Genomic DNA, 24738 nt, shown 5'->3' with positions numbered 1-24738 from the left:
TCGCCTTATCCGGCCTACTTTCCATGTGAAACGTAGGCCTGATAAGCGCAGCACCATCAGGCATGCCATACCAGCCTCACGCCTTCTTCACCTTCCGCCGTCCCCTCACGCGTCACGAAAACACCCGCAGCCGCAATCAACGTTTCGCCGTAAAACAGCAGCGGTGTGGTATCTCGTCGCCAGGGCGGGATCCCCTGCTCCTGCCAGATTTTTTTTAATTTCCGTCCGCCGTTACGCCCGACAATATGCAATAACCCTGGCGCTTTAAAACGGATACTGACGACTTCATCCGCTTGCGGCAAGCGCAAATCACCCGCAGAGATTAACTGAACCGAACCCAATCCGGCAGGCAGCGTCAACGGTGTTTTCCACTCTAACCACGGGATAACAGTTTCGCTTTGCCCATCGACTGACTTCACCCACCACAGCTGTGACTGATAACGACGGACCTCGAACTCCCCGAGGCGAAAACTTGGTGACGCGTCTTCCCGCGCCAGCGCCACTTCCTGCCAGATACGTTCCAGCCCATCACGGGAAGGCATCGGCGCATTTAACCCCGCCAGCCAGCGACGAAGCAGCGCGGCACGACGCACGCCGCTCATCATCATTAATGGCGTCAGTAACAGTGTTCCGCGGGATGTGATGCAATCGGCTAAATCGCTGGCCAGCAGTTCATCCAATAAACTCTCCTGCTCAGCGCACAGCGCAGCGCTGCGGGCAACGGCTTGCGCGAAGTGCGGCCAGCGCTGTTGGAGCAATGGGGTAACGCGCAATCTGAGGAAATTGCGATCGTAGGTATCATCCTGATTACTTTCATCTTCAATCCAGCATAATTCATGCTGCCGTGCCCATGCTTCAAGCGCCTCTCGCGTTTGCGCCAGCAGCGGTCGAATCAGCTGGGTTCCGGCAAACGGAGAGCTTTCCCCCATGGCGGAAAGTCCGGCAGGACCACTGCCGCGTTTAAGCGCCAGCAGAAAGGTTTCACACTGGTCATCGAGATGCTGTGCGGTCATCAGCACCTCGCCCGGTAGTAAGGTCTGCGCAAACGCCTGATAGCGCGCGCGTCGCGCCTGGGCTTCGATGCCCAGACCATCATCCTCAAGGTGTACCCGCTCAACCACCAGCGACACCTGCCACTGCGCGCATACCGACTCACAGTGCTGTACCCAACTGTCTGCGTGTGGGCTTAATCCGTGATGAATGTGGATTGCGCGTAAAGCAACATCAGGATGCAGCGCTCGCCACTGCACCAACTGATGCAGCAATACGGTGGAATCCAGCCCGCCGCTAAAGGCGACCAGAATCGATTGAGAATTCAGCAGCGAAGTGTTCAGCGTGAGTGTCGTCATGATGGTTACTTACAATGGCATTGCCCGGCACGTTACCGGGCTAACGCCACAATGACAAGCCTTACAGCTCGTACAGTTCGAGGGGTAATCCGTCCGGATCGTTAAAAAACGTAAAACGTTTGCCGGTAAACGGATCGATTCGTACCGGCTCGCATTTCACATCATGGCTTTCCAGATGAATTATCGCCTTTTCCACGTCATCTACGCTGAACGCCAGATGACGCAAACCACAGGCTTCCGGTCGGCTCGGACGGCAAGGTGGAAACGGGAAAGAAAAAAGCTCAATCACATACTGGCCGTTCAATGCCAGATCGCCTTTCCACGAGTCTCTCTCTTCCCGATAGGCTTCGCTCATCAGTGTAAAGCCAAGCACATCGCAGTAAAATGCCTTACTCGCCGCGTAGTCTGTCGCAATAATGGCAATATGGTGAACCTGTTTTAATCCCAGCATAGCGTCATCGCCTCTTTCATTTTTCTGTCAGAACGTTACTCGAACGTCTTGGGGTCAGGCAAGTCGTTATGCCATTTTTAAGACTCTCACGCGATACAGGCCATCCTCGCCCAGTTTAGCGCCATGGATATCGGTTTCAAATCCAGGGTAGCGCTGCCCTACCGAGCACAGCATCAGAAGAAAATCGAGGACAGCCCGGCTTTTGGCAGTGATCATTTCCCCGGGCATCAAAAGCGGCACACCGGGAGGATAAGGCAGGATCATATTGGCAGAAACGCGCCCCACCAGTTGATCAAGTGCTACCGTTTCGACCTCACCTTTGATCTGCCGCTGCCAGGCCTGGTGCGGCGTCATTTTCATTTCCGGCAAGGTATCAAATGCCCGCAGCATCAACCCGGAGAGATCATGCTGGCGGATCAACTGATGGATCCCCTGCGCCAGATCCTGAATACGCATATTGCGATAGAAATCGGGATCTTCAGCATATAGATCCGGCAGCATATTTTTCACACGTAAATTCAGATCGTACGAGCGCTTAAATTCCGTCAGGCCACGTAGCAGCCCCATCGCCCGGGTTTTATCAATACCAATGCTGAACAGGAACAACAGGTTATACGGTCCCGTCTTCTCGACTACGACACCGCGTTCATCAAGGAATTTCGCCACCAGCGCCGCGGGGATCCCCTCTTCGCTCATATTTCCCTGTTCATCCATTCCCGGCGTCAAAATCGTGACCTTCACCGGGTCAAGGAACATGTGGTCGGCATCAGCATCAACAAATCCGTGCCAGTCTTCACCTGGCGCTACCGGCCAGCACTCTGCTTCATCTACCTTTTCCGGCTGCCAGATATCAAAGAACCAGCCATCCGACTCTTCACGCAGACGTTGCACTTCTTTACGGAAATGCAGCGCCCGTTCCACCGAACGATTGATTAACCGCTTGCCTGAATTGCCACGCAGCATTGCCGCCGCCGTTTCTATCGACGCCACTATCGGATAGCTCGGAGACGTAGAGGTGTGCATCATAAAGGCTTCGTTGAACGTGTCTTCATCATAGTCGCCCTTAATGTGGATCAGCGAAGCCTGTGACAACGCCGCCAGCATCTTGTGGGTAGACTGGGTTTCAAAAATCACCTTTCCCGGTACCCGTTCGCCGCTCATCCCGCTTTTCCCCTGATAGATCGGATGAAAATGGGTATACGGCACCCAGGCTGAATCAAAATGGATGGAGGGCACATCCAGCGTTTGTTTGATCCAGTTGGTGTTATACAACAGGCCATCATAGGTGGAGTTGGTGATCACCGCGTGGACCGGCCATTGCGCCTGATTGGTTTCCTCAACTTTGCGTTCAATGCTTGCGTGGGTAAATTCCCGACGGGGTATACCGCCGAGGATCCCCAGCGCGTTACGCGTAGGCTTCAGCCAGATTGGCACCACATCGCTCATCATCAGCAAATGCGCCAGTGACTTATGGCAGTTGCGGTCAATCAGGAGCGTACTGCCTGCAGGTGCAGCATACATACCGACAATCTTGTTCGATGTCGAGGTGCCGTTGGTCACCATATAGCTCTGCTCGGCACCAAAAGTACGCGCGATATACTCCTCCGCTTCCAGGTGCGGACCGGTATGATCAAGCAATGAGCCCAGTTCGGTTACGGAAATGGACACGTCGGCTTTCACCGTATTGCCGCCAAAGAAATCATAGAACAGGCAGCCGACCGGACTTTTCTGGTACGCCGTTCCCGCCATGTGCCCAGGCGTGCAGAAGGTATACTTCCCTTCCTTCACATAGGTAAACAGCGCTTTGGTAAAAGGAGGCGTGATGTTATCGAGGTATTCGCTGGTGTACTGGCGGATACGGGTGGCAATGTCTTCAGACTGACCCAGCGCATACTCAAAAAACCACAGCGCCATGCGCAGGTCGTGCGCACTGACATCCATCGTCGAATGGGTATTAATAAAGGCGTAGAGCGGGAGATACTCGTTGAGCTGGTTGATGTCGCTGCACAGTTCCAGACTGTATTCATCCCAGTCAAAAATGACGCCGCAAATTCGCGGGTTATGTTCGATAAACTTCAGCAGATCGACGCTATTCTGCGGCCAGATAATCTGAAACCCCTGCTGCTGCAGCGCACGTTCAAGTTCCTTGATGGGCTCATCTTTATAAAAGACGCCATGCGGTCCCATGATGGCAATGATATTCATGCGTTCCTCCTGGAAAAACCTTAGTTAATCATAGCCTGGCCAAACCACAGGTAAAAAAAAGGGCCACAGCATTGTGGCCCTTTTCAGAATTAATGCAGTTTACGCGTAACCGTAGCTCATCAGACGCTGGTAACGACGGTTTTTCAGATCATCTTTGCTTAACACGTCGAGATCGGCGAGATCGGCCAGCAGCTGTGCCTTCAGGGACGCAGCCATTACTTCAGGGTTGCGGTGCGCGCCGCCCAGCGGTTCCGGGATGATAGAGTCAATCAGCTTCAGCTCTTTCAGACGCGGCGCGATAATTCCCATTGCTTCTGCGGCCAGTGGCGCTTTGTCGGCGCTTTTCCACAGAATGGAAGCACAACCTTCCGGGGAGATAACGGAATAGGTGCTGTATTGCAGCATATTCACTTTATCGCCTACGCCGATCGCCAGCGCGCCGCCGGAACCACCTTCACCGATAACGGTGCAGATTACCGGTACGCTCAGACGCGACATTTCACGCAGGTTGCGCGCAATCGCTTCTGACTGACCACGTTCTTCCGCGCCCACACCCGGGTAAGCCCCTGGGGTGTCGATGAAGGTAATGATCGGCATGTTGAAGCGCTCGGCCATTTCCATCAGGCGCAGCGCTTTGCGATAGCCTTCCGGCGCTGGCATGCCGAAATTACGGCGAATCTTTTCTTTGGTCTCACGGCCTTTCTGATGACCAATGATCATCACCGGACGGCCATCCAGACGCGCGATACCGCCGACAATAGCTTTATCATCCGCATAGGCTCGATCGCCCGCCAGCTCATCAAATTCATCAAACGCCAGGCGGACATAATCCAGGGTGTACGGACGCTGTGGATGGCGCGCCAGTTGGGCTACCTGCCATGCGCCAAGATCGGCGAAGATTTTACGCGTCAGTTCTACGCTTTTTTCACGCAGACGATGCACTTCTTCATCGATGTTAATATCCAGTTTCTCATCCTGACGGCTAACCGCAGTCAAAGAATCGATTTTTGCTTCCAGCTCTGCAATCGGCTGTTCAAAATCAAGGAAATTCAGACTCATAGTATTCCTGTATTAGTCAAACTCCAGTTCCACCTGCTCCGAACCAATAAGGCCACGGAGATCGTTTAGCAAACGATCGCTCGGAGAGACACGCCACGTCGCGCCAAAACGCAACCGCGCACGTGCATCCGCCCTCTGATAGTAGAGATGTACTGGAATTGTCCCCGAGCGGTGGGGTTCCAGAGACTGACGTAGTCGGTTTAAAAGCTGGTCATCAATTTGCCTGTCCGTCAGCGAGATAGCAAGCCCGCGAGCATATTTTTCCCGGGCTTCGTCAATATCCATGACTTCACGGGCCATCATTTTAAGCCCGCCACTGAAGTCATCAAAGCTGACCTGTCCGCTGACGATAAGTATGCGGTCTTTTTCCAGCAATTGCTGGTATTTATCCAGAGCATCGGTAAACAACATAACCTCCAGACGTCCGGAACGGTCATCCAGTGTACAGATGCCGATACGATTGCCGCGCTTGGTGACCATTACCCGCGCAGCAATGACGAGCCCCGCAGCCGTGGTGACTTTACCACGTTCTGTCGGATGCATGTCTTTCAGCCTGTAGCCTCCGACATAGCGCTCAATTTCTTTTAAATACTGGTTGATGGGGTGTCCCGTCAGGTAAAGCCCCAACGTTTCACGCTCACCGTCTAATACCACCTGCTCCGGCCACGGTTGGCAGCTGGCATAGGATTGTTCAATTTGCTCCGGTTCTTCCGCCAGCACGCCAAACATATCGGCCTGACCAATAGCTTCGGCTTTTGCATGCTGATCGGCGGCTTTTAGTGCGTCGTTGAGCGAATTCATCAACGCTGCACGATGCGGGCCAAGGCGATCAAACGCCCCGGACATGATTAGCTTTTCCAGCACCCGGCGGTTAAGTTTTTTGATATCCGTGCGCGCGCAGAGATCAAACAGCTCACGGAAGTAGCCGCCTTCGTTACGCGCCTCAATAATAGCTTCAATTGGCCCTTCACCCACGCCTTTTATCGCGCCGATGCCATAAACAATCTCGCCATCATCATTCACGTGAAAATGGTAAAGCCCGGAGTTGATATCCGGCGGCAGGATTTTGAGCCCCATGCGCCAGCATTCATCCACCAGTCCGACGACTTTCTCGGTGTTATCCATATCGGCGGTCATTACCGCCGCCATAAACTCGGCAGGATAATGCGCCTTCAGCCACAGAGTCTGGTAAGAAACCAGCGCATAGGCAGCGGAGTGCGATTTGTTAAATCCGTAACCGGCGAATTTCTCCACCAGGTCAAAGATTTTCATCGCCAGTTCGCCGTCTACGCCGCGCTTTTTCGCCCCTTCTTCAAAGGTGCCGCGCTGCTTGGCCATTTCTTCCGGCTTTTTCTTACCCATCGCACGGCGCAGCATATCCGCGCCGCCAAGGGTATACCCGGACAACTCCTGGGCAATCTGCATAACCTGTTCCTGATACAGGATAATGCCGTAGGTCGGCTCCAGTACCGGTTTCAGACACTCATGCTGCCATTGTACATCCGGATAGGAAATCTCTTCGCGACCATGCTTACGGTCGATAAAGTTATCTACCATCCCCGACTGTAGCGGGCCAGGGCGGAACAGAGCCACCAGTGCGATCATATCTTCGAAGCAGTCAGGCTGCAGACGTTTGATCAGGTCTTTCATGCCGCGGGATTCAAGCTGGAAGACCGCCGTGGTCTCCGAGCGTTGCAGCATATCGAAGCTTTTCTTGTCATCCAGCGGGATAGCCGCAATATCCAGCGGTGGCTCACCGTTCTTTTCACGGCGCGCGTTGATCATTTCCAGCGCCCAGTTGATGATGGTGAGCGTACGCAGGCCGAGGAAGTCGAACTTCACAAGACCGGCATATTCCACATCGTTCTTATCAAACTGAGTAACCGGGTGCAGCCCCTGTTCATCGCAGTACAGCGGAGCAAAATCAGTAATTTTGGTCGGTGCGATAACCACACCACCGGCGTGCTTACCGGCGTTACGCGTGACGCCTTCCAGCTTACGCGCCATATCGATCAGCGCTTTAACCTCTTCATCTGCCTCATAGATTTCCGGCAGTTGGGGTTCGGCTTCAAAGGCTTTTGCCAGCGTCATGCCCGGATCGGGCGGCACCAGCTTCGAAATACGGTCAACGAAGCCGTACGGATGCCCCAGTACGCGGCCCACGTCGCGGATAACCGCTTTTGCTGCCATCGTACCGAAGGTAATAATCTGCGAAACCGCATCACGACCGTACATTTCCGCCACGTGCTCGATGACCTGGTCGCGTTTCTCCATACAGAAGTCAACGTCGAAGTCGGGCATTGAGACACGTTCCGGGTTAAGGAAACGTTCGAACAGCAGGTCAAATTCCAGCGGGTCGAGATCGGTAATTTTCAGCGCATAGGCAACAAGTGAGCCAGCACCGGAACCACGTCCCGGGCCTACCGGTACGCCGTTATCCTTCGACCACTGGATAAATTCCATAACGATCAGGAAGTAGCCCGGGAATCCCATCTGGTTGATAACTTTAAGTTCAACTTCCAGACGTTCATCGTAAGGTGGGCGCTTCTGCGCACGAACTTCAGGGTCAGGGAACAAAAATTCGAGACGTTCTTCCAGCCCTTCGCGTGATTTCGCCACAAGGAAATCTTCGGTGGTCATATCGCCGGTCGGGAACTGCGGCAGGAAATATTCGCCCAGACGCACCGTCACGTTGCAGCGTTTAGCTATCTCGACGGTGTTTTGCAGTGCTTCCGGAATATCGGAGAACAGCTCGCACATCTCATCTTCGCTGCGCATGTACTGCTGCGGCGAATAGTTACGCGGGCGTTTCGGGTCATCAAGGGTAAAGCCGTCGTGGATCGCTACGCGGATTTCATGCGCATCGAAATCTCCGGTTTCAAGGAAGCGGACATCGTTAGTCGCCACCACCGGTAGACCACGCGTTTCGGCCAGTGCTACGGCTGCGTGCAGATAATTTTCTTCATCTTGCCTGCCGGTGCGAATCAGTTCGAGGAAATAGCAATTGGGAAAATGTTCTTCGTAAAACGCCACGCACTCGTCAACCAGTGCGTTATTGCCGCGCAGCAGACTTCGTCCGACATCCCCCATGCGACCGCCGGAGAGCAAAATCAAACCTTCTTTTAACTCGACCAACCAGTCCCGGTCGATAACCGGTCCTTCTGCGCCATAGCCGCGCTGATAGGCTTTCGAAATCAACAACGTCAGGTTCTGATAGCCGGTATTATTTGCGGCCAGCACGGTGAGCTGCGTGAGTTCATCGCCCAACAGCTCACTGCGGACATGAAAATCTGCGCCAACTATCGGCTTGATACCCGCGCCATGGCCCGCTCCGTAAAACTTCACCAGACCACACAGGTTGGTAAAATCGGTGATCGCCAGCGCAGGCATGCCTAACGCGGCCGCCTTTTTTACCAGCGGTCCGGTTTTCGCCAGCCCATCGATCATGGAGTAGTCGCTGTGCACCCGTAGGTGGACGAAACGTGGTTCAGACATCTTCAGATTCCTTCAACACAAGAATCAGGACGAGAGTCCCAGTGCGCGTTTGACGGGGCCAAAGCTGCGGCGATGGTGCTCAGTCGCACCATGCAGTGCCAATTTTTCCAGATGAAATGCGGTTGGATAACCTTTGTGCTGTGCAAAACCATACTGTGGAAAAACCGTATCCAGCGCCGCCATTTCAGCGTCACGGGTCACTTTTGCCAGAATCGATGCGGCGCTAATCTCCGCCACGCGGCTATCACCTTTGACCACCGCCATCGACGGTACCGGTAATGCCGGGCAACGATTGCCGTCAATTAGCACGTATTCAGGCGCAATATGCAGACCCGCAACCGCACGCTGCATGGCCAGCATGGTAGCATGTAAAATGTTCAGTTCGTCGATTTCATGCGGTTCCGCCCGACCCAGGCTCCAGCTTAACGCCTTTTCTTTAATTTCATCAAACAGCGCCAGGCGACGTTTTTCTGACAGTTTTTTTGAGTCGTTAAGACCGATAATAGGGCGAGCCGGATCCAGAATGACGGCCGCAGTGACGACCGCGCCGACCAAAGGGCCGCGTCCGACTTCATCCACACCCGCCACTAAATGCGTATGCGGATACACAAATTCAATCATTGCGCTAACTCCAGGACCGCATCCGCTGCCTGCTCATCAGCATTGCAACGGATCTGCTGGTGCAGTTCACGGAATGTGTCGTGCATCGCATGGCTGGTTTTACCCTTCGCCAGCAACGGCAACAGCGCTTGCGACAGCGCCTGCGGTTCACACTCTTCCTGCAACAGCTCTTTAACCAGTTCTCTTCCCGCCAACAGGTTAGGTAGCGAAACGTAATCAGTCTTCACCAGACGCTTCGCCAGCCAGAAGGTGAAGGGTTTCATACGGTAGCCAACCACCATCGGGCATTTTGCCAGCATACATTCCAGCGCGGCGGTACCTGAAGCCAGCAGTGCGGCGTCGCTGGCCACCATTGCTTCACGTCCCATACCATTGAGCAGATGTACGGAAAGCTCCGGTGCAACTTCCGCTTTAATGCGTTCAAACTGCTCACGACGTTTGGCATTCACCAACGGCACCACCACTTCGAGATCCGGATAATGCTGGCGTAATAGCTGCGCCGTTTTCAGAAAATCGGCGCTGAGCATCTCCACTTCTGCACCACGGCTTCCTGGCAGTAGCGCCAGGCAGTGTGCGTCATGAGGAATGCCCAGAATATCACGTGCCGCGTTTTTATCCGGGTCCAACGGCATGGCATCCGCCATGGTATGACCTATAAAGCGGCACGGGACGTTAAATTTGTCATAAAACGCTTTTTCGAAAGGCAGAAAGGCCAGCACCATGTTGGTGGATCTGCCTATTTTGAAAACGCGTTTCTGTCGCCACGCCCAGACGGACGGACTGACATAATGAATGGTTTTAATGCCCTGTTTTTTCAAGTTCCCTTCGAGGGTAATGTTGAAATCAGGTGCATCAATGCCAACGAAAACATCCGGCTTTAAGTCGGTGAATCGGCGAGTGAGGTCGGCACGAATATGCAGTAAACGGCGCAGACGTCCGAGCACTTCAACAATGCCCATGACCGCCAGCTCTTCCATTTCGTACCAGGCTTCACAGCCTTCGGCCTGCATCAGCGGACCCGCCACACCAACAAAACGCGCATTGGGAACGCGAGCCTTGAGTGCACGGATTAACCCTGCACCAAGAATATCGCCGGAGGTTTCTCCGGCGACGAGGGCAATCGTTAAAGGACGCTGTTCAGTCATTAACGAATCAGGCCACGCGTTGAGCGCTCAAAGAAGTCGCTGAAAGCCTGAACTTCGGGGTACTGTTTCGCCAGTTCCGCGATTTCTGGTTTCACTTCTTCCAGCGTTTTACCACTACGGTACAACGCTTTGTAGGCGTTACGAATCGCGGTAATCGCTTCGCGGGTGAATCCACGACGCTTCAGACCTTCGATATTGACGCCAAACGGCGTCGCGTGGTTGCCCTGGGCGATAACGTACGGAGGCACGTCCTGGGCTACACCAGAACAGCCGCCAACCATCACATGAGCACCGATGATGCAGAACTGATGCACCGCAGTCATGCCGCCGATGATAACAAAATCATCCAGCGAAACATGTCCGGCAAGCGTGGCGTTATTCGCCAGAATACAGCGGTTTCCTACCGTACAATCATGCGCGACGTGCGCATTAATCATCAGTAAGTTATCGCTGCCCACCTTCGTCACTCCACCGCCCTGCACTGTGCCACGATGAATGGTGACGCTTTCGCGGATGCGGTTGCGATCGCCAATTTCCACACGGGTCGGTTCGCCAGCATATTTAAGATCCTGGTTAACTTCACCGATGGAGGCAAACTGATAGATCTCGTTATCGCGACCAATTTTTGTATGGCCATTCACGACAACGTGAGACTTCAGTACGGTACCCTCACCAATTTCAACATGGGGTCCAACAATACAAAATGGGCCAATGTGAGCATTGGCACCAATGCTGGCACCCTCTTCTACAATGGCGGTCGGGTGAATAAAGGCGGATTTATCAATCACGTATCAGGCCTCCCGGCTACGGGCACACATCATCGTTGCTTCGCACACAACTTTACCGTCGACCAGCGCAACCCCTTTAAAACGGGTCAGGCCACGGCGCGTTTTCTCGAAAGTCACTTCCATGATCATCTGATCGCCAGGCACGACAGGACGCTTAAAGCGTGCTTCGTCAATACCCGCGAAATAATACAGTTCGCCTGGTTCCAGTTTTCCTACGCTTTTAAACGCAAGGATACCAGTAGCCTGTGCCATCGCTTCCAGAATCAATACGCCAGGGAAAATAGGTTTACCCGGGAAGTGGCCCTGAAAGAAAGGCTCGTTAACGGATACATTTTTCACTGCGCGCAGAAAACGACCTTCTTCAAAATCCAGCACGCGATCAACCAGCAGAAACGGAAAACGGTGCGGCAGAAGTTCTAAAATCTCTTCAATATGCAGAGTATGAGTGTTAGTAGTCAAAATACTCTTCCTGTCAAAATATACTAAAAGGCAATAATAACACGGCCTGTCGCAATCGTATGAATGGGACAGGCCGAAAAGTCAGACATGCAAAAACGGTGCTTTAGTCTTGTTGATTAACCTTGCGCTCAATCGCTTTGAGGCGCTTGCTCATATCATCAATATTCATCACCAGTGCAGCTGTTTTACGCCATACCTTATTGGGTTGTAGCGGAATGCCTGAGGAATAGACGCCAGGTTCGGTGATAGGACGCATCACCATACCCATGCCAGTCACCGTGACTTTGTCGCATATTTCCATATGCCCATTGATCACGCTGGCGCCGCCAATCATGCAGTAACGGCCAATCTTCAGGCTTCCCGCCATAATGACGCCACCGGCTACTGCCGTATTGTCGCCAATCACAACGTTATGCGCAATCTGGCACTGGTTATCAATGATAACACCATTACCGATCACAGTATCGTCCAGAGCACCACGGTCAATGGTGGTACAAGCGCCGATCTCGACGCGATCGCCGATAATCACGCGACCAAGCTGCGGGATCTTTACCCAGTTACCGCGATCGTTCGCGTAACCAAATCCATCAGATCCAACGACAGTGCTTGACTGGATCAGGCAATTCTCACCGATCTGAATGTCGTGGTAAATCGTCACATTCGCCCACAAGCGTGAACCTGCACCGATTTTAGTATTTTTTCCGACGAAGCAGCCTGCGCCGATAACGACGTTATCACCCAGTTCTACGCCAGACTCAATGACCGCATTTGCGCCCACAGAGACATTACTACCCAGCTTCGCCGTTGCATCGATCACTGCACTCGGTGCAATGTTCTGTGCAGGCTGAGGCGTGGTATCTAAAATTTGCGCCATACGTGCATAGGTCAGGTAGGGATTCTTCACTACCAACGCGGCACTTTTAGCAAAAGGAAGATCGTCCTGCGTCATTACTACGGCAGAAGCCTGGCATACGCCTAAGTGTTCACGGTACTTAGGATTCACCATGAACGTGATATTGCCAGTTTGCGCAGATTGCATGGACGCTACGCCGGTGATGACGATATCGCCATCACCGTGTAATTCTGCATCCAACTGCTCTGCTAAATCAGCCAGTCGAATTGAAGGCATTACTTATTTAACCTGTTTCAGTACGTCAGCGGTGATGTCTTTTACATCGCTGCTGTTGTATGCAACGGTGTTTGCGTCAACGACCAGATCGATGCTCTGGCTGCTGGCAACAGATTTCACAGCAGTCTGGATACGAGTAACCAGTTTGCCACGTTCTTCGTTGGAGCGACGCGCACGATCCTGCTCAAAAGCCTGAGCTTTCTGAGAGAAAGTCTGGCGCTGAGCCATAACGTCTTTTTCCAGCTTGGTACGATCGCTACCTGCTTTCATTGATTGCAGACGCTGCATCTTAGATTGCAGATCGGATTCCATACGCTGCAGTTCGCTGGCACGGCCTTTGAACTCGTTTTCCAGCGTAGCAGAAACGCCTGTCTTCTGTGCAACCTGTTGGAACAGGCTACCCATGTTGACGATTGCAATTTTGTCAGCCGCTTGTGCGGACGTTGCCATCGCTAAACCGAGACCTGCAGCTAATAACCACTTTTTCACAATTAACTCCTTACCATCCCATTTGCACCCGAAGGTGCAGTTCTTTGCGTGGCCAGGCGATCCCATGCAAGATCGCCTAAAGTCATCGCTACACTACCACTACATTCCTTTGCGAAGAACAATTACCAGGTTTTACCAATGTTAAACTGGAACTGTTCCGCTTTGTCTCCATCGTACTTCTTGAACGGCTGGGCGTAGGAGAAAACCAACGGCCCCAATGGGGACATCCATTGTAAAGCGATACCCGCTGACATACGGATATTACTTGGATCACTGTAGTCCGGCACACCTATAGCACGTGTTTGAGCGCTATCCTGCCAGTTAGTATCCCAAACGGTACCCATATCCCAGAAGAACGAGGTACGAACCGAGTTGGCATACTTGTCGCTAATGAACGGCGTTGGGGTAATAAACTCCAGGCTGGCGACAGCCATGGCGTTACCGCCCACTGCGTCATCCGATTTACAGTCCTTACCGTCCGCGTTGGAACACTCTTCGTAGTCACTATTATCAGAACCACTGGCGTAAGCACCGTTTTTGTAGACTGCTTTTGGACCGATAGTATTCGACTGGAAGCCACGCACGGTGCTGGAACCACCTGCATAGAAGTTCTCATAGAACGGCATTTCTTTGCTGCCAATGCCGTCGCCATAGCCTACCTTCGTACGTCCTAAAACCACCCACTTGTGATCGTCATCGATCGGCACATAGGTCGCGGTATCCATCGACACTTTGTAGTATTCGTTATCAGAACCCGGAATGGTCACTTTACCGTTCAGGTTGACGCGTGTACCGTCCGTTGGGAAATACCCACGGTCCAGTTTGTTGTACGTCCAACCGTAGTTAAAGGTGAAGTCATCAGCGGCAAAGCTGTTGGTATTGGTCTCGCCCATTGACTCAAGATAACGATCCATCGCAACCTGCGGCTGCATGTTGGACAGTTTGTTATGTACATAACCCAGGCCGGCACGCAACGTGTTGTATTCGTTTACCGGGAAGCCAAGCGTTACGTCTGTACCATAACTTTTGTTGGTATGGTCGGACAAATCCGCATCATTCGCTTCAAAGTCGTTATAGAAGACACGGCCACCCAGGCTCACACCATCAACGGTGAAGTACGGGTTAGTCACAGACAACTCAGTATAGGTCTGGTAGTCGTTTTTGGTGCCGTTGATACCAACAGAATAACCGGTACCTAACCAGTTATCTTGCTGAACGCCAGCCTGGAAGCTCACGCCGCTCTCGGTACCGTAACCGACGCCGAAGTTAAAGCTACCGGTGTTACGCTCTTTGACCTTGTAGACTACATCAACCTGATCCGGTCTGCCCGGAACACGCTGAGTATCGGTATCAACTGTTTCAAAGTAACCCAGACGGTTCAGACGCTCTTTACCCTGGTCGACCAGATCGCTGCCCAACCATGCACCTTCCATCTGACGCATTTCGCGACGCAGAACGGAATCTTTAGAGGTGTCGTTACCTTCAAAACGAATCTTACGCACATAGAAACGGTTACCCGCATCCACGTTTACGCGTAATTTAACGGTTTTGTCAGCGTCGTTGATTTCAGGCTGCGACTGTACGCGCGGATAGGCATAGCCATAGCGACCCAGGAGCTTCTTGATATCATCTTCCATTTTGGTCACTTTAGTGCCGTTATAGAGTTCACCTGGCTCGATCTTCGTCAGGGTCTCAATTTCGGCGGAGTGCCCGGCTAGGTTACCGCTCACCTGAACACCAGAAAGCTTGTACTGCTCGCCTTCTGTGATGTTAACGGTGATGTAGATACCTTTTTTATCCGGCGTCAGGCTGACCTGAGTGGAGTCGATATTGAAGCGGGCATAACCGCGATCCAGATAGTAACTGCGCAGGGTTTCAAGGTCGCCCGCCAGTTTCTGTTTCTGGTATTTGCGATCGCCCACCACGTTCCACCACGGTACTTCATCACGCAACTGGAAGTGAGAGATAAGTTCGTCAGTCGTGAAGGCATGGTTGCCGACGATATTGATCTGTTGGATCTTCGCCGAAACACCTTCCTGGAAGACCAGCTTGAGGTCAACGCGGTTACGCGGCAACGGCGTCACCACCGCTTTCACACTGGCGCTGTACTTACCGACGCTATAGTAGAAATCTTCCAGGCCTTTTTCGATATCGGCAAGCGTGGTGCGATCCAGAGACTCGCCAACACGCACGCCAGACGCCTCGAGGTTTTGCTTGAGCATGTCATCTTTCACCGATTTATTACCGGAGAAAGTGATGCTGGCAATCGTCGGACGCTCTTTTACCTGAACCAGAAGGGTATCACCATCGCGCAGGACGCGGACATCCTCAAAGTTACCGGTGGCGAACAGAGCACGAATGGTATTACTGATGTCTTCATCATTAACCGTGTCGCCTGTGCGCACCGGCATACTGAGGAGAGCCGCACCAACGGCGACTCGCTGTAGGCCTTCGAAATGAATGTCCTTCACTACGAACCCTTCAGCACCGTATACGGTGGCGCTGCTAAACAGCAGCGACGCTATGAGCAACTTTTTCATCGCCATCGTTATTATGCGTTCTTCCTAACACTCTCTTACAACCGAGAGAAATCATTGAAAAGTGCAAGCCCCATTAACAACACCAGCAAGATAGAGCCAATGCGATAACTAAAGTCTTGAACCCGCTCGGATACCGGACCGCCCTTCAGCTTTTCAATCGCCAGGAACAGCAGATGCCCCCCGTCAAGAACGGGCAACGGAAACAGGTTGATTATCCCTAAGTTCACGCTGATAAGCGCAAGGAACATCAGGTAATAAATAATCCCGAATTCCGCTGACATCCCAGCCCCCTGGGCGATAGAAATCGGCCCACTGAGGTTGTTCAGTTTTACATCACCGGTAATCAATTTTCCCAGCATACTGACCGTCAGCTTCATCAACTGCCACGTTTTATCCGAGGCTTCGAGGACGGCGCTGAATGGCCCATACTGGCGTACAGTCTTATACTCATCAGGCAGAGGAATAACTTTAGGCACCACGCCCGCAAAACCTTCTGCCTTCCCGTTAACCTGTTTTGAATCTGGGGTTAACGTTAAAGACAAGGAACTTCCTTGTCTTTCAATATCTAGCGCTAACGGCTTATCCGGATTATCGCGCACCAGCGTCACAAACGTCATCCATTGCGTCAGCGGCTGACCATTGACTTTAACGATCCTGTCGCCTGCTTGCAAACCTGCCTTACTTGCAGCGGAGTTAACCTGCACTTCTGACAGCACCGGTTCAATCTGCGGACCGCGCGGACGAATCCCTAAACTGGAGACGGGATCCTCTTTGTCTGGCTCAAATGCCCACTGGCGTAAATCCAGCGTTTTGTCCTGACGCTGGTTACTGCCAAACTGCGCTACGCTGAGAGTCGTATGCTCATCGCCAATTTTGGCTACCAGTTGCAATCTCACGGCATCCCAATCAGGGGTTTCGATACCATCAACCGCTTTTAGTTCCGTACCCGGCTGAATTTGCGCCTGCGCGGCAATCGAGTTGGGTGTTATTTCACCAACAACCGGACGAACGCCAGGGACACCGATGATAAACACCAGCCAGTAAGCGAAAATAGCAAAAAGGAAGTTTGCAATCGGACCTGCGGCGATGATGGCTGCGCGTTGTCCAACCGTTTTATTGTTGAAAGCGTAATGGCGCAGCTCCGGTGCGACTGGTTCAGCGCGCTCATCCAGCATTTTGACGTAACCGCCGAGGGGAATCAGGGCGATAACGTATTCCGTACCTAATTTATCGGTACGCCGCCAAAGCGCTTTTCCAAAACCAATGGAAAAGCGTTCGACGCGGACTCCGCAGCGCCGCGCAACCCAGAAATGACCAAATTCATGCACGGTGATAAGCACACCAAGTGCGACAATGAATGCAGCCAGATTCCAGAGAATACTCAGCATAAGACCATCCGTTAGAGCGTCCTGAATACCAGTAACAACAGGCAGGCAAAGACCGGTACCGCAGCCGTCAGGCTATCAATACGGTCCAGAATACCACCGTGTCCTGGAATTAAGTGACCACTATCCTTAATACCTGCTTCACGCTTAAACATACTCTCGGTCAGGTCACCCAGCACGGAGGCCAGGGCTGCAACGATGGAGCAAATGAGCAAGGTGACAGGCGCAACTTCAAGATTCGCCCACATGCCATAACCCCATGAGATCACGGCCGCAGTGGCGAGTCCGCCAATAAAACCCTGCCAGGTTTTACCAGGAGAAACCTTCGGTGCCAGCTTATGTTTGCCAAACAGCTTACCAAACATATACGCACCAGAGTCCGCTCCCCAAACGAGGATCATGACATACAGCAGCCATAGCGCGCCACTATAATGATTCTCATCATAGTGCCATGCACGTAGCGCCAGCATTCCCCAAAAAAACGGAACAATGGTTAACACGCCGAAAATTATGCGTAATGTTTTGGAATTACGCCAGACCGACGCAGAGCCGGGATAAAACAATACCAGCAACAGCGCCACGACCCACCAGCCCAGCGACGCCCACAGCGATACTTCAACCAGCGGCTGATGAATATTGCGATGGTATTCCGGCAGTAAGAACAGCATTAGCGCCAGCAATAGCCCGCACAAAACCGCCAGCCAGACTCGCTGTGTACGCGTGGTAAAACCGCTTAACTGTCCCCATTCCCAGGCGGCCAGCATACAAACGACCAGCGTGACAATGGCGAACCCCACCGGCGGCAGCAAAAACAGCGCCGCGATGACAACGGGTATTAAAACAAAAGCAGAAATCAGGCGATACTTCAGCAAAAGCGACCCCCATCAGGCTTTTTCATCACCGGGCTCGGTGCCGCCGAAACGACGCTCACGATTAGCAAAGGCATGCAGCGCACCTTCAAAGTCTTGTTCATCGAAATCGGGCCAGAGAACATCCGTAAAGTAAAGTTCGGCATAGGCAATTTGCCACAACAGAAAATTACTAATTCGATGCTCTCCCCCAGTCCTTATCACTAAATCCACAGGAGCCAGTTCATGCATACAAATTTGCTGCCCAAGCATCTCTTCATCGATTTGCTCTGGACGCAGCAGACCATCCTGCACCTGTTGTGCCAGTTGCCTGACCCCCTGGACTATATCCCACCGTCCACCGTAATTCGCTGCAATATTCAGCGTCAACCCGGTATTCTGGGCAGTAATCGCTTCTGATTTGCGAATCCGTTCTTGCAAACGAGAGTTAAATCGACTGATATCCCCGATAATACGCAGACGTACGTTATGGCGGTGCAGGTTTTTCACTTCACTATCAAGTGCCCACACAAACAGTTCCATTAACGCGCTCACTTCCTGCGCAGGTCGGTTCCAGTTCTCACTGCTAAAGGCATACAGCGTTAACGCATCAATACCGTTATTGGCAGCAAAAGAGACAGCCCGGCGGACGGATTTTGCTCCGGCCTTATGCCCAAAGGCGCGAATCTTCCCTTGCTTTTTCGCCCAGCGGCCATTGCCATCCATGATAATTGCGACATGGCGACAACCATGTGCTGGCAAATTTTCGCTTAATGGTTTAGTTGCAGACAACATAACGCGTTATTAGTCCCTGAAAGGATTTACGGTACTCAGGAATACTGAAGCCCATCCACAAAAAAGCCGTGTCAAACCACGGCTTACCCGACCGAAAAAAAGCAAATACCCGCGATCGGGTGGCGCAGACTATATCACTGAAGCCCAACGCTAACAAATAGCACGATTCTCCGTAGAGGGATTATCATCAGCTTGAGAGTCGCATCACTTCTTTTCTGGCGACGTCCCGCGCGATGGCATCAACCTTCAGCACGTCATCAACGCTCTGCGGCTCCTGCAAATCCATCTTATCCAGCACGGATAAATTCAGGTCAGCAATATCGGTAAATCGGATCTGCTGCGCCAGAAACGCGGCAACGGTTATTTCATTCGCGGCATTAAGTGCAGTCGTCGCCGCCTGCCCTTGCTCAAACGCGTCCATCGCCAGCTTCAGGCACGGATAACGCTGGTAATCAGGTGCTGAAAACGTCAGCGCACTGAGTTTGCAAAAATCGACAGGCTTAACACCGGACGTCACTCGTTCTGGCCATGCCATGGTATGGGCAATAGGTGTACGCATGTCCGGTTCACCCAACTGCGCCAGAACACTACCATCCTGATAACGGACCATCGAATGAATAACCGACTGCGGGTGAATCAGCACTTCCATCTGGCTTGCACTGGCATTAAATAACCAACGCGCTTCAATGTATTCCAGACCTTTGTTCATCATGGTGGCGGAATCGACAGAGATTTTTCGTCCCATCGACCAATTCGGATGACGACATGCCTGATCGGGGGTCATAGAGACCAGATCGCGCAATGGCGTTTCACGGAATGGGCCACCAGACCCGGTAAGCAGAACTGACATAACGCCGTTTTGCTCAAGGTCAGCGTATCCCAGATTGTGTTGGATAGGTTGCGGTAAACTCTGAAAAATCGCGTTATGCTCGCTATCTACCGGCAAAAGCTGCGCTTTGTGGCGTTTCACGTCGTCCATAAACAGACGACCGCAGGTCACCAGAGACTCTTTGTTCGCCAGTAAAATACTTTTGCTCGCACGAATTGCCGCCAGCGTTGGCAATAAGCCCGCTGCGCCGACAATTGCCGCCATGACCTGATCAACATCATCCAGCGCAGCCATATCACAGGCAGCCTGCTGACCGCTCATGACCTCAGTGCGACTGCCCTGCTCCAGCAGAGCTGCTTTTACCAACGCAGCGCTTTTTTCATCGTCCATTACCGCATAGCGAGGAGAAAACTCCAGGCATTGCTCTACCATGCGGGCGACATTTTTACCCGCCACCAACGCAGTAACACGAAATTTTTCCGGGTTATGGCGTACTACATCCAGCGTACTGCAACCAATGGAACCGGTTGATCCCAGGATGGTTAATTGCTTCATGAGACATCCAGAAGAATTTTACCCTTTAAGGTATATAGACAGAAAAAAGCAAAACGCCGCCATCCAGCCTTCTCAGGCCTTCTAAGCGGCGTTTTTAGCGTACAGGCGAATCAGAACTGCATCAGTTCCGCTTCTTTCTCTGCCAGCGCCGCATCAACTTTCTTGATTGCAGCGTCAGTCAGTTTCTGTACGTCGTCCTGAGAACGGCGATCGTCATCTTCGCTGATCTCTTTTTCTTTCAACAACGCTTTCACTTTGTCGTTTGCATCGCGGCGTACATTACGTACCGCAACACGCGCGCCTTCAGCTTCGCCACGCACGATCTTGGTCAGATCTTTACGACGTTCTTCGGTCAGCGGCGGCAGCGGAACGCGGATGTCGGAACCCGCAGAGCTTGGATTCAGACCGAGGTCGGAAGCCATGATGGCTTTCTCAACGGCTGGCCCCATAGAACGGTCAAACACGTTGATTTTCAGGGTACGGGAATCTTCAACCGTTACGCTTGCCAGCTGGCGCAGCGGAGTCGGTGTGCCGTAATATTCCACGACAATACCATCCAGCAGGCTAGGAGAAGCACGACCCGTGCGAATTTTGCTGATTTGGTTTTTGAACGCTTCGACGCATTTGTCCATGCGTACTTCAGCATCTTTTCTGATATCGTTGATCACGTTACGAATCCTTGAAAGCTTGTTTCAGTCAGACCATACCCGCCGCGCAAGATGTGACAAGTATAGTCTTGATTAATTTTGAGGGACGTATCCCGCGACATTAAAGCGGAATATTACCTGCATTTAGCCGCAACGGGAATTATTCCGTGATTAACGTGCCTTCTTTTTCACCCATAACAACACGGCGCAGTGCACCTGGTTTGTTCATGTTAAAGACACGAATCGGTAATTTGTGGTCACGAGCCAGCGTGAACGCAGCCAGATCCATGACTTTCAGCTCTTTATCCAGTACTTCAGTGTAGGTCAACTGTTCGTACATGGTCGCCGTTGGATCTTTAGCCGGGTCGGCAGTAAATACGCCATCGACTTTGGTGGCTTTCAGTACCACATCCGCTTCAATTTCAATACCACGCAGGCAGGCTGCTGAATCGGTGGTGAAGAACGGATTGCCGGTACCCGCAGACAAAATAACAACGCGGTTGTTACGCAGCAGGCTGATAGCTTCAGCCCAACTGTAGTTATCACACACGCCGTTCAGAGGAATTGCGGACATCAAGCGAGCGTTCACATAGGCGCGGTGAAGCGCATCGCGCATCGCCAGACCGTTCATTACGGTGGCTAACATGCCCATGTGGTCGCCCACAACGCGGTTCATCCCTGCTTTCGCCAGACCAGCGCCACGGAACAGGTTACCACCACCAATCACTACGCCAACCTGAATACCCAGCTCAACCAGCTCTTTGATTTCCTGAGCCATGCGGTCAAGGATGCTTGCATCAATACCGAAGCCTTCCGAACCTTGCAGAGCTTCGCCACTTAACTTAAGCAGAATACGTTTGTAGACGGGTTTTGCATTGGTAGCCATGTTTCTTTCCTGAGACTGTCAACGAATGAGATGAGTTAATTCCAGCGACATTGTATGTCGCTTTTCAGCAGGACCACTATAGCGGTTCGCTGAATTTACAAGCCAGACACAAAAAGAAGCCGCCCTCAGGCGGCTCCTTTCAAAATTAAGACTGCTTGGACATCGCAGCAACTTCTGCTGCAAAGTCAGTCTCAACTTTCTCGATGCCTTCACCCACTTCAAAGCGGATGAAGCCTGTTACGTCAGCGTTATGCTCTTTCAGCAGCTGACCAACAGATTTGCTCGGTTCCATGACGAAAGGCTGACCGGTCAGAGAAACTTCGCCGGTGAATTTCTTCATGCGGCCTTCAACCATTTTCTCTGCGATTTCTTTCGGCTTGCCAGACTGCATAGCGATGTCCAGCTGAACCTGGTATTCTTTTTCTACCACTTCAGCGGATACGTCTTCCGGCTTAACGAATTCTGGTTTGCTTGCAGCAACGTGCATTGCCAGCTGTTTAACCAGTTCTTCGTCAGCGCCAGTTGCAGCAACCAGAACACCGATACGAGCACCATGCTGGTAGTTACCCAGAACTTCGCCTTCCAGGGAAGCAACGCGACGGATGTTGATGTTCTCACCGATTTTAGCAACCAGAGCAACACGTTCTTCTTCGAACTGTGCTTTCAGAACTTCAACGTCAGTGATTTTGCCAGCAACGGCAGCGTCCAGTACTTTGTCAGCAAATGCCTGGAAACCAGCATCTTTAGCAACGAAGTCAGTCTGGCAGTTAACTTCCAGAATGAAAGCGATGTTGCCGTCGATTTTGGTTTTGATTACGCCGTCAGCAGCAACGTTGCCTGCTTTTTTCGCCGCTTTGATTGCACCGGACTTACGCATGTTTTCGATTGCCAGCTCAATGTCGCCATTAGCTTCAGTCAGTGCTTTTTTGCAATCCATCATGCCTGCGCCAGTACGCTCACGCAGCTCTTTTACCAGGGATGCGGTAATTTCAGCCATTCTAAAATCCTCGGAAGATTTGATCTGCCCGGCATGAAACCGCACAGATTTAAAAGTGAAAAAGGGGGCCATATACAGGCCCCCTAACCAAACGTGATACTACCTGGTCTATAAGGGCTCTAACGAGCGTGCCTTATTATTCAGCTTCTACGAAGCTTTCTTCCGCCTGGGAAGCCAGATCCTGAGAACGGCCTTCACGAACGGTAGTAGCTACAGCGCCCAGGTACAGGGTCACAGCACGGATTGCGTCGTCGTTACCCGGGATAACGAAGTCAACACCGTCCGGATCAGAGTTGGTATCAACGATTGCAAATACTGGGATACCCAGGTTGTTTGCTTCTTTGATAGCAATGTGCTCGTGGTCAGCATCGATTACGAACAGAGCGTCCGGCAGACCGCCCATGTCTTTGATACCGCCCAGGCTGTTTTCCAGTTTCTCAAGCTCACGAGTACGCATCAGCGCTTCTTTCTTGGTCAGCTTTTCGAAAGTACCGTCCTGAGACTGAGTTTCCAGATCTTTCAGACGTTTGATGGACTGACGAACGGTTTTCCAGTTAGTCAGCATACCGCCCAGCCAGCGATGGTTCACGAAGAACTGGTCGCAGCTGTTAGCAGCTTCTTTCACCGCTTCGCTTGCAGCGCGTTTAGTACCAACGAAAAGGATTTTACCTTTACGAGCAGAGATCTTGTTCAGTTCAGCCAGAGCTTCGTTGAACATCGGTACAGTTTTCTCAAGGTTGATGATGTGAACTTTGTTACGCGCACCGAAGATGAACGGCTTCATTTTCGGGTTCCAGTAACGGGTCTGGTGACCGAAGTGAACACCAGCCTTGAGCATGTCGCGCATGGAAACAGTTGCCATGATTAAAACCTCTATATATAAAAGTTGGGGTTAAGCCTCCACGCATCCCATATTACCGACCCCAAAGGGCACCCCGGAATATGTGCCGATACGTGTGTGTTGTTACACAAAGTGAGATTTGTCGCTCCCGTCCATCGTGTGTAGTCTTCGAATGGATCGGAAGTCCGGCGCGCTTTATACCACAAATACGCCATAGACACCAATAATTGTTGGCACTGTGTGCTGTTAATGATTCTCAATTTGGCAGCACGTATGCGGGACTGATACCATTGGCAGCACTTAAACAATTATTGCCGATATCATCGGCACTGATGGACAGAATTCATGGCTATCTCAATCAAGACCCCTGAAGAAATCGAAAAAATGCGCGTCGCTGGCCGCCTGGCCGCTGATGTACTGGAAATCATCGAACCGTTTGTTAAACCGGGCGTCAGCACCGGCGAGCTGGATCGTATCTGTAATGACTATATCGTGAATGAGCAGCAGGCCATTTCCGCCTGCCTGGGTTACCACGGCTATCCGAAGTCCGTATGTATCTCTATTAATGAAGTGGTGTGCCACGGGATCCCGGACGACGCCAAACTTCTGAAAGACGGCGATATCGTCAACATCGATGTGACTGTGATTAAAGACGAGTACCACGGCGACACCTCGAAAATGTTTATCGTCGGCAAACCTACTATTCTGGGCGAGCGTCTGTGCCGCGTCACGCAGGAAAGCCTGTATCTGGCGCTGCGGATGGTGAAACCGGGCATTCGCCTGCGCACGCTGGGCGCTGCAATTCAGAAATACGCGGAAGGTGAAGGTTTCTCTGTCGTTCGTGAATACTGCGGTCACGGTATCGGTCGCGGCTTCCATGAAGAGCCGCAGGTTCTGCACTACGATGCAGACGACGGCGGTGTGGTACTGCAGCCGGGCATGACGTTCACCGTAGAACCGATGCTGAATGCCGGTGATTACCGCATCCGCACCATGAAAGACGGCTGGACGGTGAAAACCAAAGACCGGAGCTTGTCTGCACAGTACGAGCATACTATTGTAGTGACGGAAAACGGCTGTGAGATTCTGACGTTACGCAAGGATGACACCATCCCGGCGATCATCACACACGGCGAATAATGTTTTGCCTGATGGCGATGCATTCGCATCTTATCAGGCCTACAAATTGTACTACTTAGTAGGCCGGGTAAGGCGTTCACGCCAT

21 protein-coding genes are annotated in these 24738 nt (G+C 52.1%); 1 reads left to right on the top strand and 20 read right to left on the bottom strand.

The features are described 5' to 3' along the window. Positions 1-56: 56 nt before the first annotated feature. The 20 genes from tilS to rpsB form a co-directional block, all read right to left on the bottom strand. A complete protein-coding gene (gene tilS, locus E6P06_RS08400) occupies positions 57-1349 on the bottom strand; it encodes a tRNA lysidine(34) synthetase TilS (protein ID WP_139935113.1) in 1293 nt (430 codons plus the stop codon). A gap of 61 nt (positions 1350-1410) precedes the next feature. Further along, positions 1411-1800 carry a VOC family protein gene (locus E6P06_RS08395; RefSeq protein ID WP_003018507.1) on the bottom strand — a complete coding sequence of 130 codons (390 nt, stop codon included), beginning with the start codon at positions 1798-1800 and terminating at the stop codon, positions 1411-1413. 66 nt (positions 1801-1866) lie between these two features. Continuing rightward, positions 1867-4005, bottom strand: a complete 2139-nt coding sequence (gene ldcC / locus E6P06_RS08390; protein ID WP_106902626.1) for a lysine decarboxylase LdcC — start codon at positions 4003-4005, stop codon at positions 1867-1869. Between the two features lie 99 nt (positions 4006-4104). After that, positions 4105-5064 carry an acetyl-CoA carboxylase carboxyl transferase subunit alpha gene (accA, locus tag E6P06_RS08385; protein ID WP_003018513.1) on the bottom strand — a complete coding sequence of 320 codons (960 nt, stop codon included), beginning with the start codon at positions 5062-5064 and terminating at the stop codon, positions 4105-4107. 12 nt (positions 5065-5076) lie between these two features. Continuing rightward, a complete protein-coding gene (gene dnaE, locus E6P06_RS08380; RefSeq protein ID WP_003018516.1) occupies positions 5077-8559 on the bottom strand; it encodes a DNA polymerase III subunit alpha in 3483 nt (1160 codons plus the stop codon). Positions 8560-8583: 24 nt separating this feature from the next. Then, a complete protein-coding gene (gene rnhB, locus E6P06_RS08375; protein WP_003018518.1) occupies positions 8584-9180 on the bottom strand; it encodes a ribonuclease HII in 597 nt (198 codons plus the stop codon). Continuing rightward, complete coding sequence (lpxB, locus tag E6P06_RS08370; protein WP_003018522.1) at positions 9177-10325, bottom strand: lipid-A-disaccharide synthase; 1149 nt, start codon at positions 10323-10325, stop codon at positions 9177-9179. Before lpxB ends, rnhB begins: the two co-directional genes overlap by 4 nt. Further along, positions 10325-11113, bottom strand: coding sequence for an acyl-ACP--UDP-N-acetylglucosamine O-acyltransferase (gene lpxA / locus E6P06_RS08365; RefSeq protein ID WP_003018525.1), 789 nt, complete (start codon positions 11111-11113; stop codon positions 10325-10327). Before lpxA ends, lpxB begins: the two co-directional genes overlap by 1 nt. A gap of 3 nt (positions 11114-11116) precedes the next feature. Further along, positions 11117-11572, bottom strand: a complete 456-nt coding sequence (gene fabZ / locus E6P06_RS08360; RefSeq protein ID WP_003018528.1) for a 3-hydroxyacyl-ACP dehydratase FabZ — start codon at positions 11570-11572, stop codon at positions 11117-11119. Positions 11573-11675: 103 nt separating this feature from the next. After that, positions 11676-12701 carry a UDP-3-O-(3-hydroxymyristoyl)glucosamine N-acyltransferase gene (lpxD, locus tag E6P06_RS08355; RefSeq protein ID WP_016149581.1) on the bottom strand — a complete coding sequence of 342 codons (1026 nt, stop codon included), beginning with the start codon at positions 12699-12701 and terminating at the stop codon, positions 11676-11678. Positions 12702-12704: 3 nt separating this feature from the next. Beyond that, positions 12705-13190 (bottom strand): molecular chaperone Skp, encoded by a 486-nt coding sequence (gene skp / locus E6P06_RS08350; RefSeq protein WP_003018533.1) that lies wholly within the window; start codon positions 13188-13190, stop codon positions 12705-12707. 122 nt (positions 13191-13312) lie between these two features. After that, a complete protein-coding gene (gene bamA, locus E6P06_RS08345) occupies positions 13313-15736 on the bottom strand; it encodes an outer membrane protein assembly factor BamA (protein WP_139935112.1) in 2424 nt (807 codons plus the stop codon). A 29-nt stretch (positions 15737-15765) separates the two neighbouring features. Then, positions 15766-17118, bottom strand: a complete 1353-nt coding sequence (gene rseP / locus E6P06_RS08340) for a sigma E protease regulator RseP (protein ID WP_044714937.1) — start codon at positions 17116-17118, stop codon at positions 15766-15768. Between the two features lie 11 nt (positions 17119-17129). Next, the gene (gene cdsA / locus E6P06_RS08335) at positions 17130-17987 is read right to left on the bottom strand and encodes a phosphatidate cytidylyltransferase (protein ID WP_003018541.1); all 858 of its coding nucleotides are present in this window, start codon (positions 17985-17987) and stop codon (positions 17130-17132) included. A gap of 12 nt (positions 17988-17999) precedes the next feature. Then, positions 18000-18758: a (2E,6E)-farnesyl-diphosphate-specific ditrans,polycis-undecaprenyl-diphosphate synthase gene (gene ispU / locus E6P06_RS08330; protein WP_003018543.1), complete on the bottom strand. Its 759-nt coding sequence runs from the start codon at positions 18756-18758 to the stop codon at positions 18000-18002. Between the two features lie 187 nt (positions 18759-18945). Next, complete coding sequence (gene ispC, locus E6P06_RS08325; RefSeq protein ID WP_048233869.1) at positions 18946-20142, bottom strand: 1-deoxy-D-xylulose-5-phosphate reductoisomerase; 1197 nt, start codon at positions 20140-20142, stop codon at positions 18946-18948. Positions 20143-20252: 110 nt separating this feature from the next. Next, positions 20253-20810 carry a ribosome recycling factor gene (gene frr / locus E6P06_RS08320; RefSeq protein ID WP_003018547.1) on the bottom strand — a complete coding sequence of 186 codons (558 nt, stop codon included), beginning with the start codon at positions 20808-20810 and terminating at the stop codon, positions 20253-20255. A gap of 139 nt (positions 20811-20949) precedes the next feature. Beyond that, a complete protein-coding gene (pyrH, locus tag E6P06_RS08315; protein ID WP_003018549.1) occupies positions 20950-21675 on the bottom strand; it encodes a UMP kinase in 726 nt (241 codons plus the stop codon). Positions 21676-21820: 145 nt separating this feature from the next. Further along, positions 21821-22672: a translation elongation factor Ts gene (gene tsf / locus E6P06_RS08310; protein ID WP_003018551.1), complete on the bottom strand. Its 852-nt coding sequence runs from the start codon at positions 22670-22672 to the stop codon at positions 21821-21823. A gap of 136 nt (positions 22673-22808) precedes the next feature. Continuing rightward, positions 22809-23534, bottom strand: coding sequence for a 30S ribosomal protein S2 (gene rpsB / locus E6P06_RS08305; protein WP_003018553.1), 726 nt, complete (start codon positions 23532-23534; stop codon positions 22809-22811). A 324-nt stretch (positions 23535-23858) separates the two neighbouring features. Between rpsB and map the strand changes: the two genes are divergently transcribed. Beyond that, on the top strand, positions 23859-24653 hold the full coding sequence (map, locus tag E6P06_RS08300) for a type I methionyl aminopeptidase (RefSeq protein ID WP_139935111.1): 795 nt from the start codon (positions 23859-23861) through the stop codon (positions 24651-24653). The last annotated feature ends 85 nt before the right edge of the window (positions 24654-24738 follow it).

The sequence above is a fragment of the Citrobacter sp. CF971 genome (genome assembly GCF_006385635.1).
Taxonomy (GTDB): Bacteria; Pseudomonadota; Gammaproteobacteria; order Enterobacterales; family Enterobacteriaceae; genus Citrobacter; species Citrobacter freundii.
The sequence above is the reverse complement of the archived record's forward strand: the minus strand, read 5'-3'. Positions and strand labels throughout refer to the sequence as shown.

What these genes read in the sequence shown, in the direction of transcription:
- tilS (WP_139935113.1), bottom strand. Translation starts at nt 1,349, where the DNA reads ATGACGACACTCACGCTGAACACTTCGCTGCTGAATTCTCAATCGATT.
- E6P06_RS08395 (WP_003018507.1), bottom strand. Translation starts at nt 1,800, where the DNA reads ATGCTGGGATTAAAACAGGTTCACCATATTGCCATTATTGCGACAGAC.
- ldcC (WP_106902626.1), bottom strand. Translation starts at nt 4,005, where the DNA reads ATGAATATCATTGCCATCATGGGACCGCATGGCGTCTTTTATAAAGAT.
- accA (WP_003018513.1), bottom strand. Translation starts at nt 5,064, where the DNA reads ATGAGTCTGAATTTCCTTGATTTTGAACAGCCGATTGCAGAGCTGGAA.
- dnaE (WP_003018516.1), bottom strand. Translation starts at nt 8,559, where the DNA reads ATGTCTGAACCACGTTTCGTCCACCTACGGGTGCACAGCGACTACTCC.
- rnhB (WP_003018518.1), bottom strand. Translation starts at nt 9,180, where the DNA reads ATGATTGAATTTGTGTATCCGCATACGCATTTAGTGGCGGGTGTGGAT.
- lpxB (WP_003018522.1), bottom strand. Translation starts at nt 10,325, where the DNA reads ATGACTGAACAGCGTCCTTTAACGATTGCCCTCGTCGCCGGAGAAACC.
- lpxD (WP_016149581.1), bottom strand. Translation starts at nt 12,701, where the DNA reads ATGCCTTCAATTCGACTGGCTGATTTAGCAGAGCAGTTGGATGCAGAA.
- bamA (WP_139935112.1), bottom strand. Translation starts at nt 15,736, where the DNA reads ATGGCGATGAAAAAGTTGCTCATAGCGTCGCTGCTGTTTAGCAGCGCC.
- rseP (WP_044714937.1), bottom strand. Translation starts at nt 17,118, where the DNA reads ATGCTGAGTATTCTCTGGAATCTGGCTGCATTCATTGTCGCACTTGGT.
- ispU (WP_003018543.1), bottom strand. Translation starts at nt 18,758, where the DNA reads ATGTTGTCTGCAACTAAACCATTAAGCGAAAATTTGCCAGCACATGGT.
- ispC (WP_048233869.1), bottom strand. Translation starts at nt 20,142, where the DNA reads ATGAAGCAATTAACCATCCTGGGATCAACCGGTTCCATTGGTTGCAGT.
- pyrH (WP_003018549.1), bottom strand. Translation starts at nt 21,675, where the DNA reads ATGGCTACCAATGCAAAACCCGTCTACAAACGTATTCTGCTTAAGTTA.
- tsf (WP_003018551.1), bottom strand. Translation starts at nt 22,672, where the DNA reads ATGGCTGAAATTACCGCATCCCTGGTAAAAGAGCTGCGTGAGCGTACT.
- rpsB (WP_003018553.1), bottom strand. Translation starts at nt 23,534, where the DNA reads ATGGCAACTGTTTCCATGCGCGACATGCTCAAGGCTGGTGTTCACTTC.
- map (WP_139935111.1), top strand. Translation starts at nt 23,859, where the DNA reads ATGGCTATCTCAATCAAGACCCCTGAAGAAATCGAAAAAATGCGCGTC.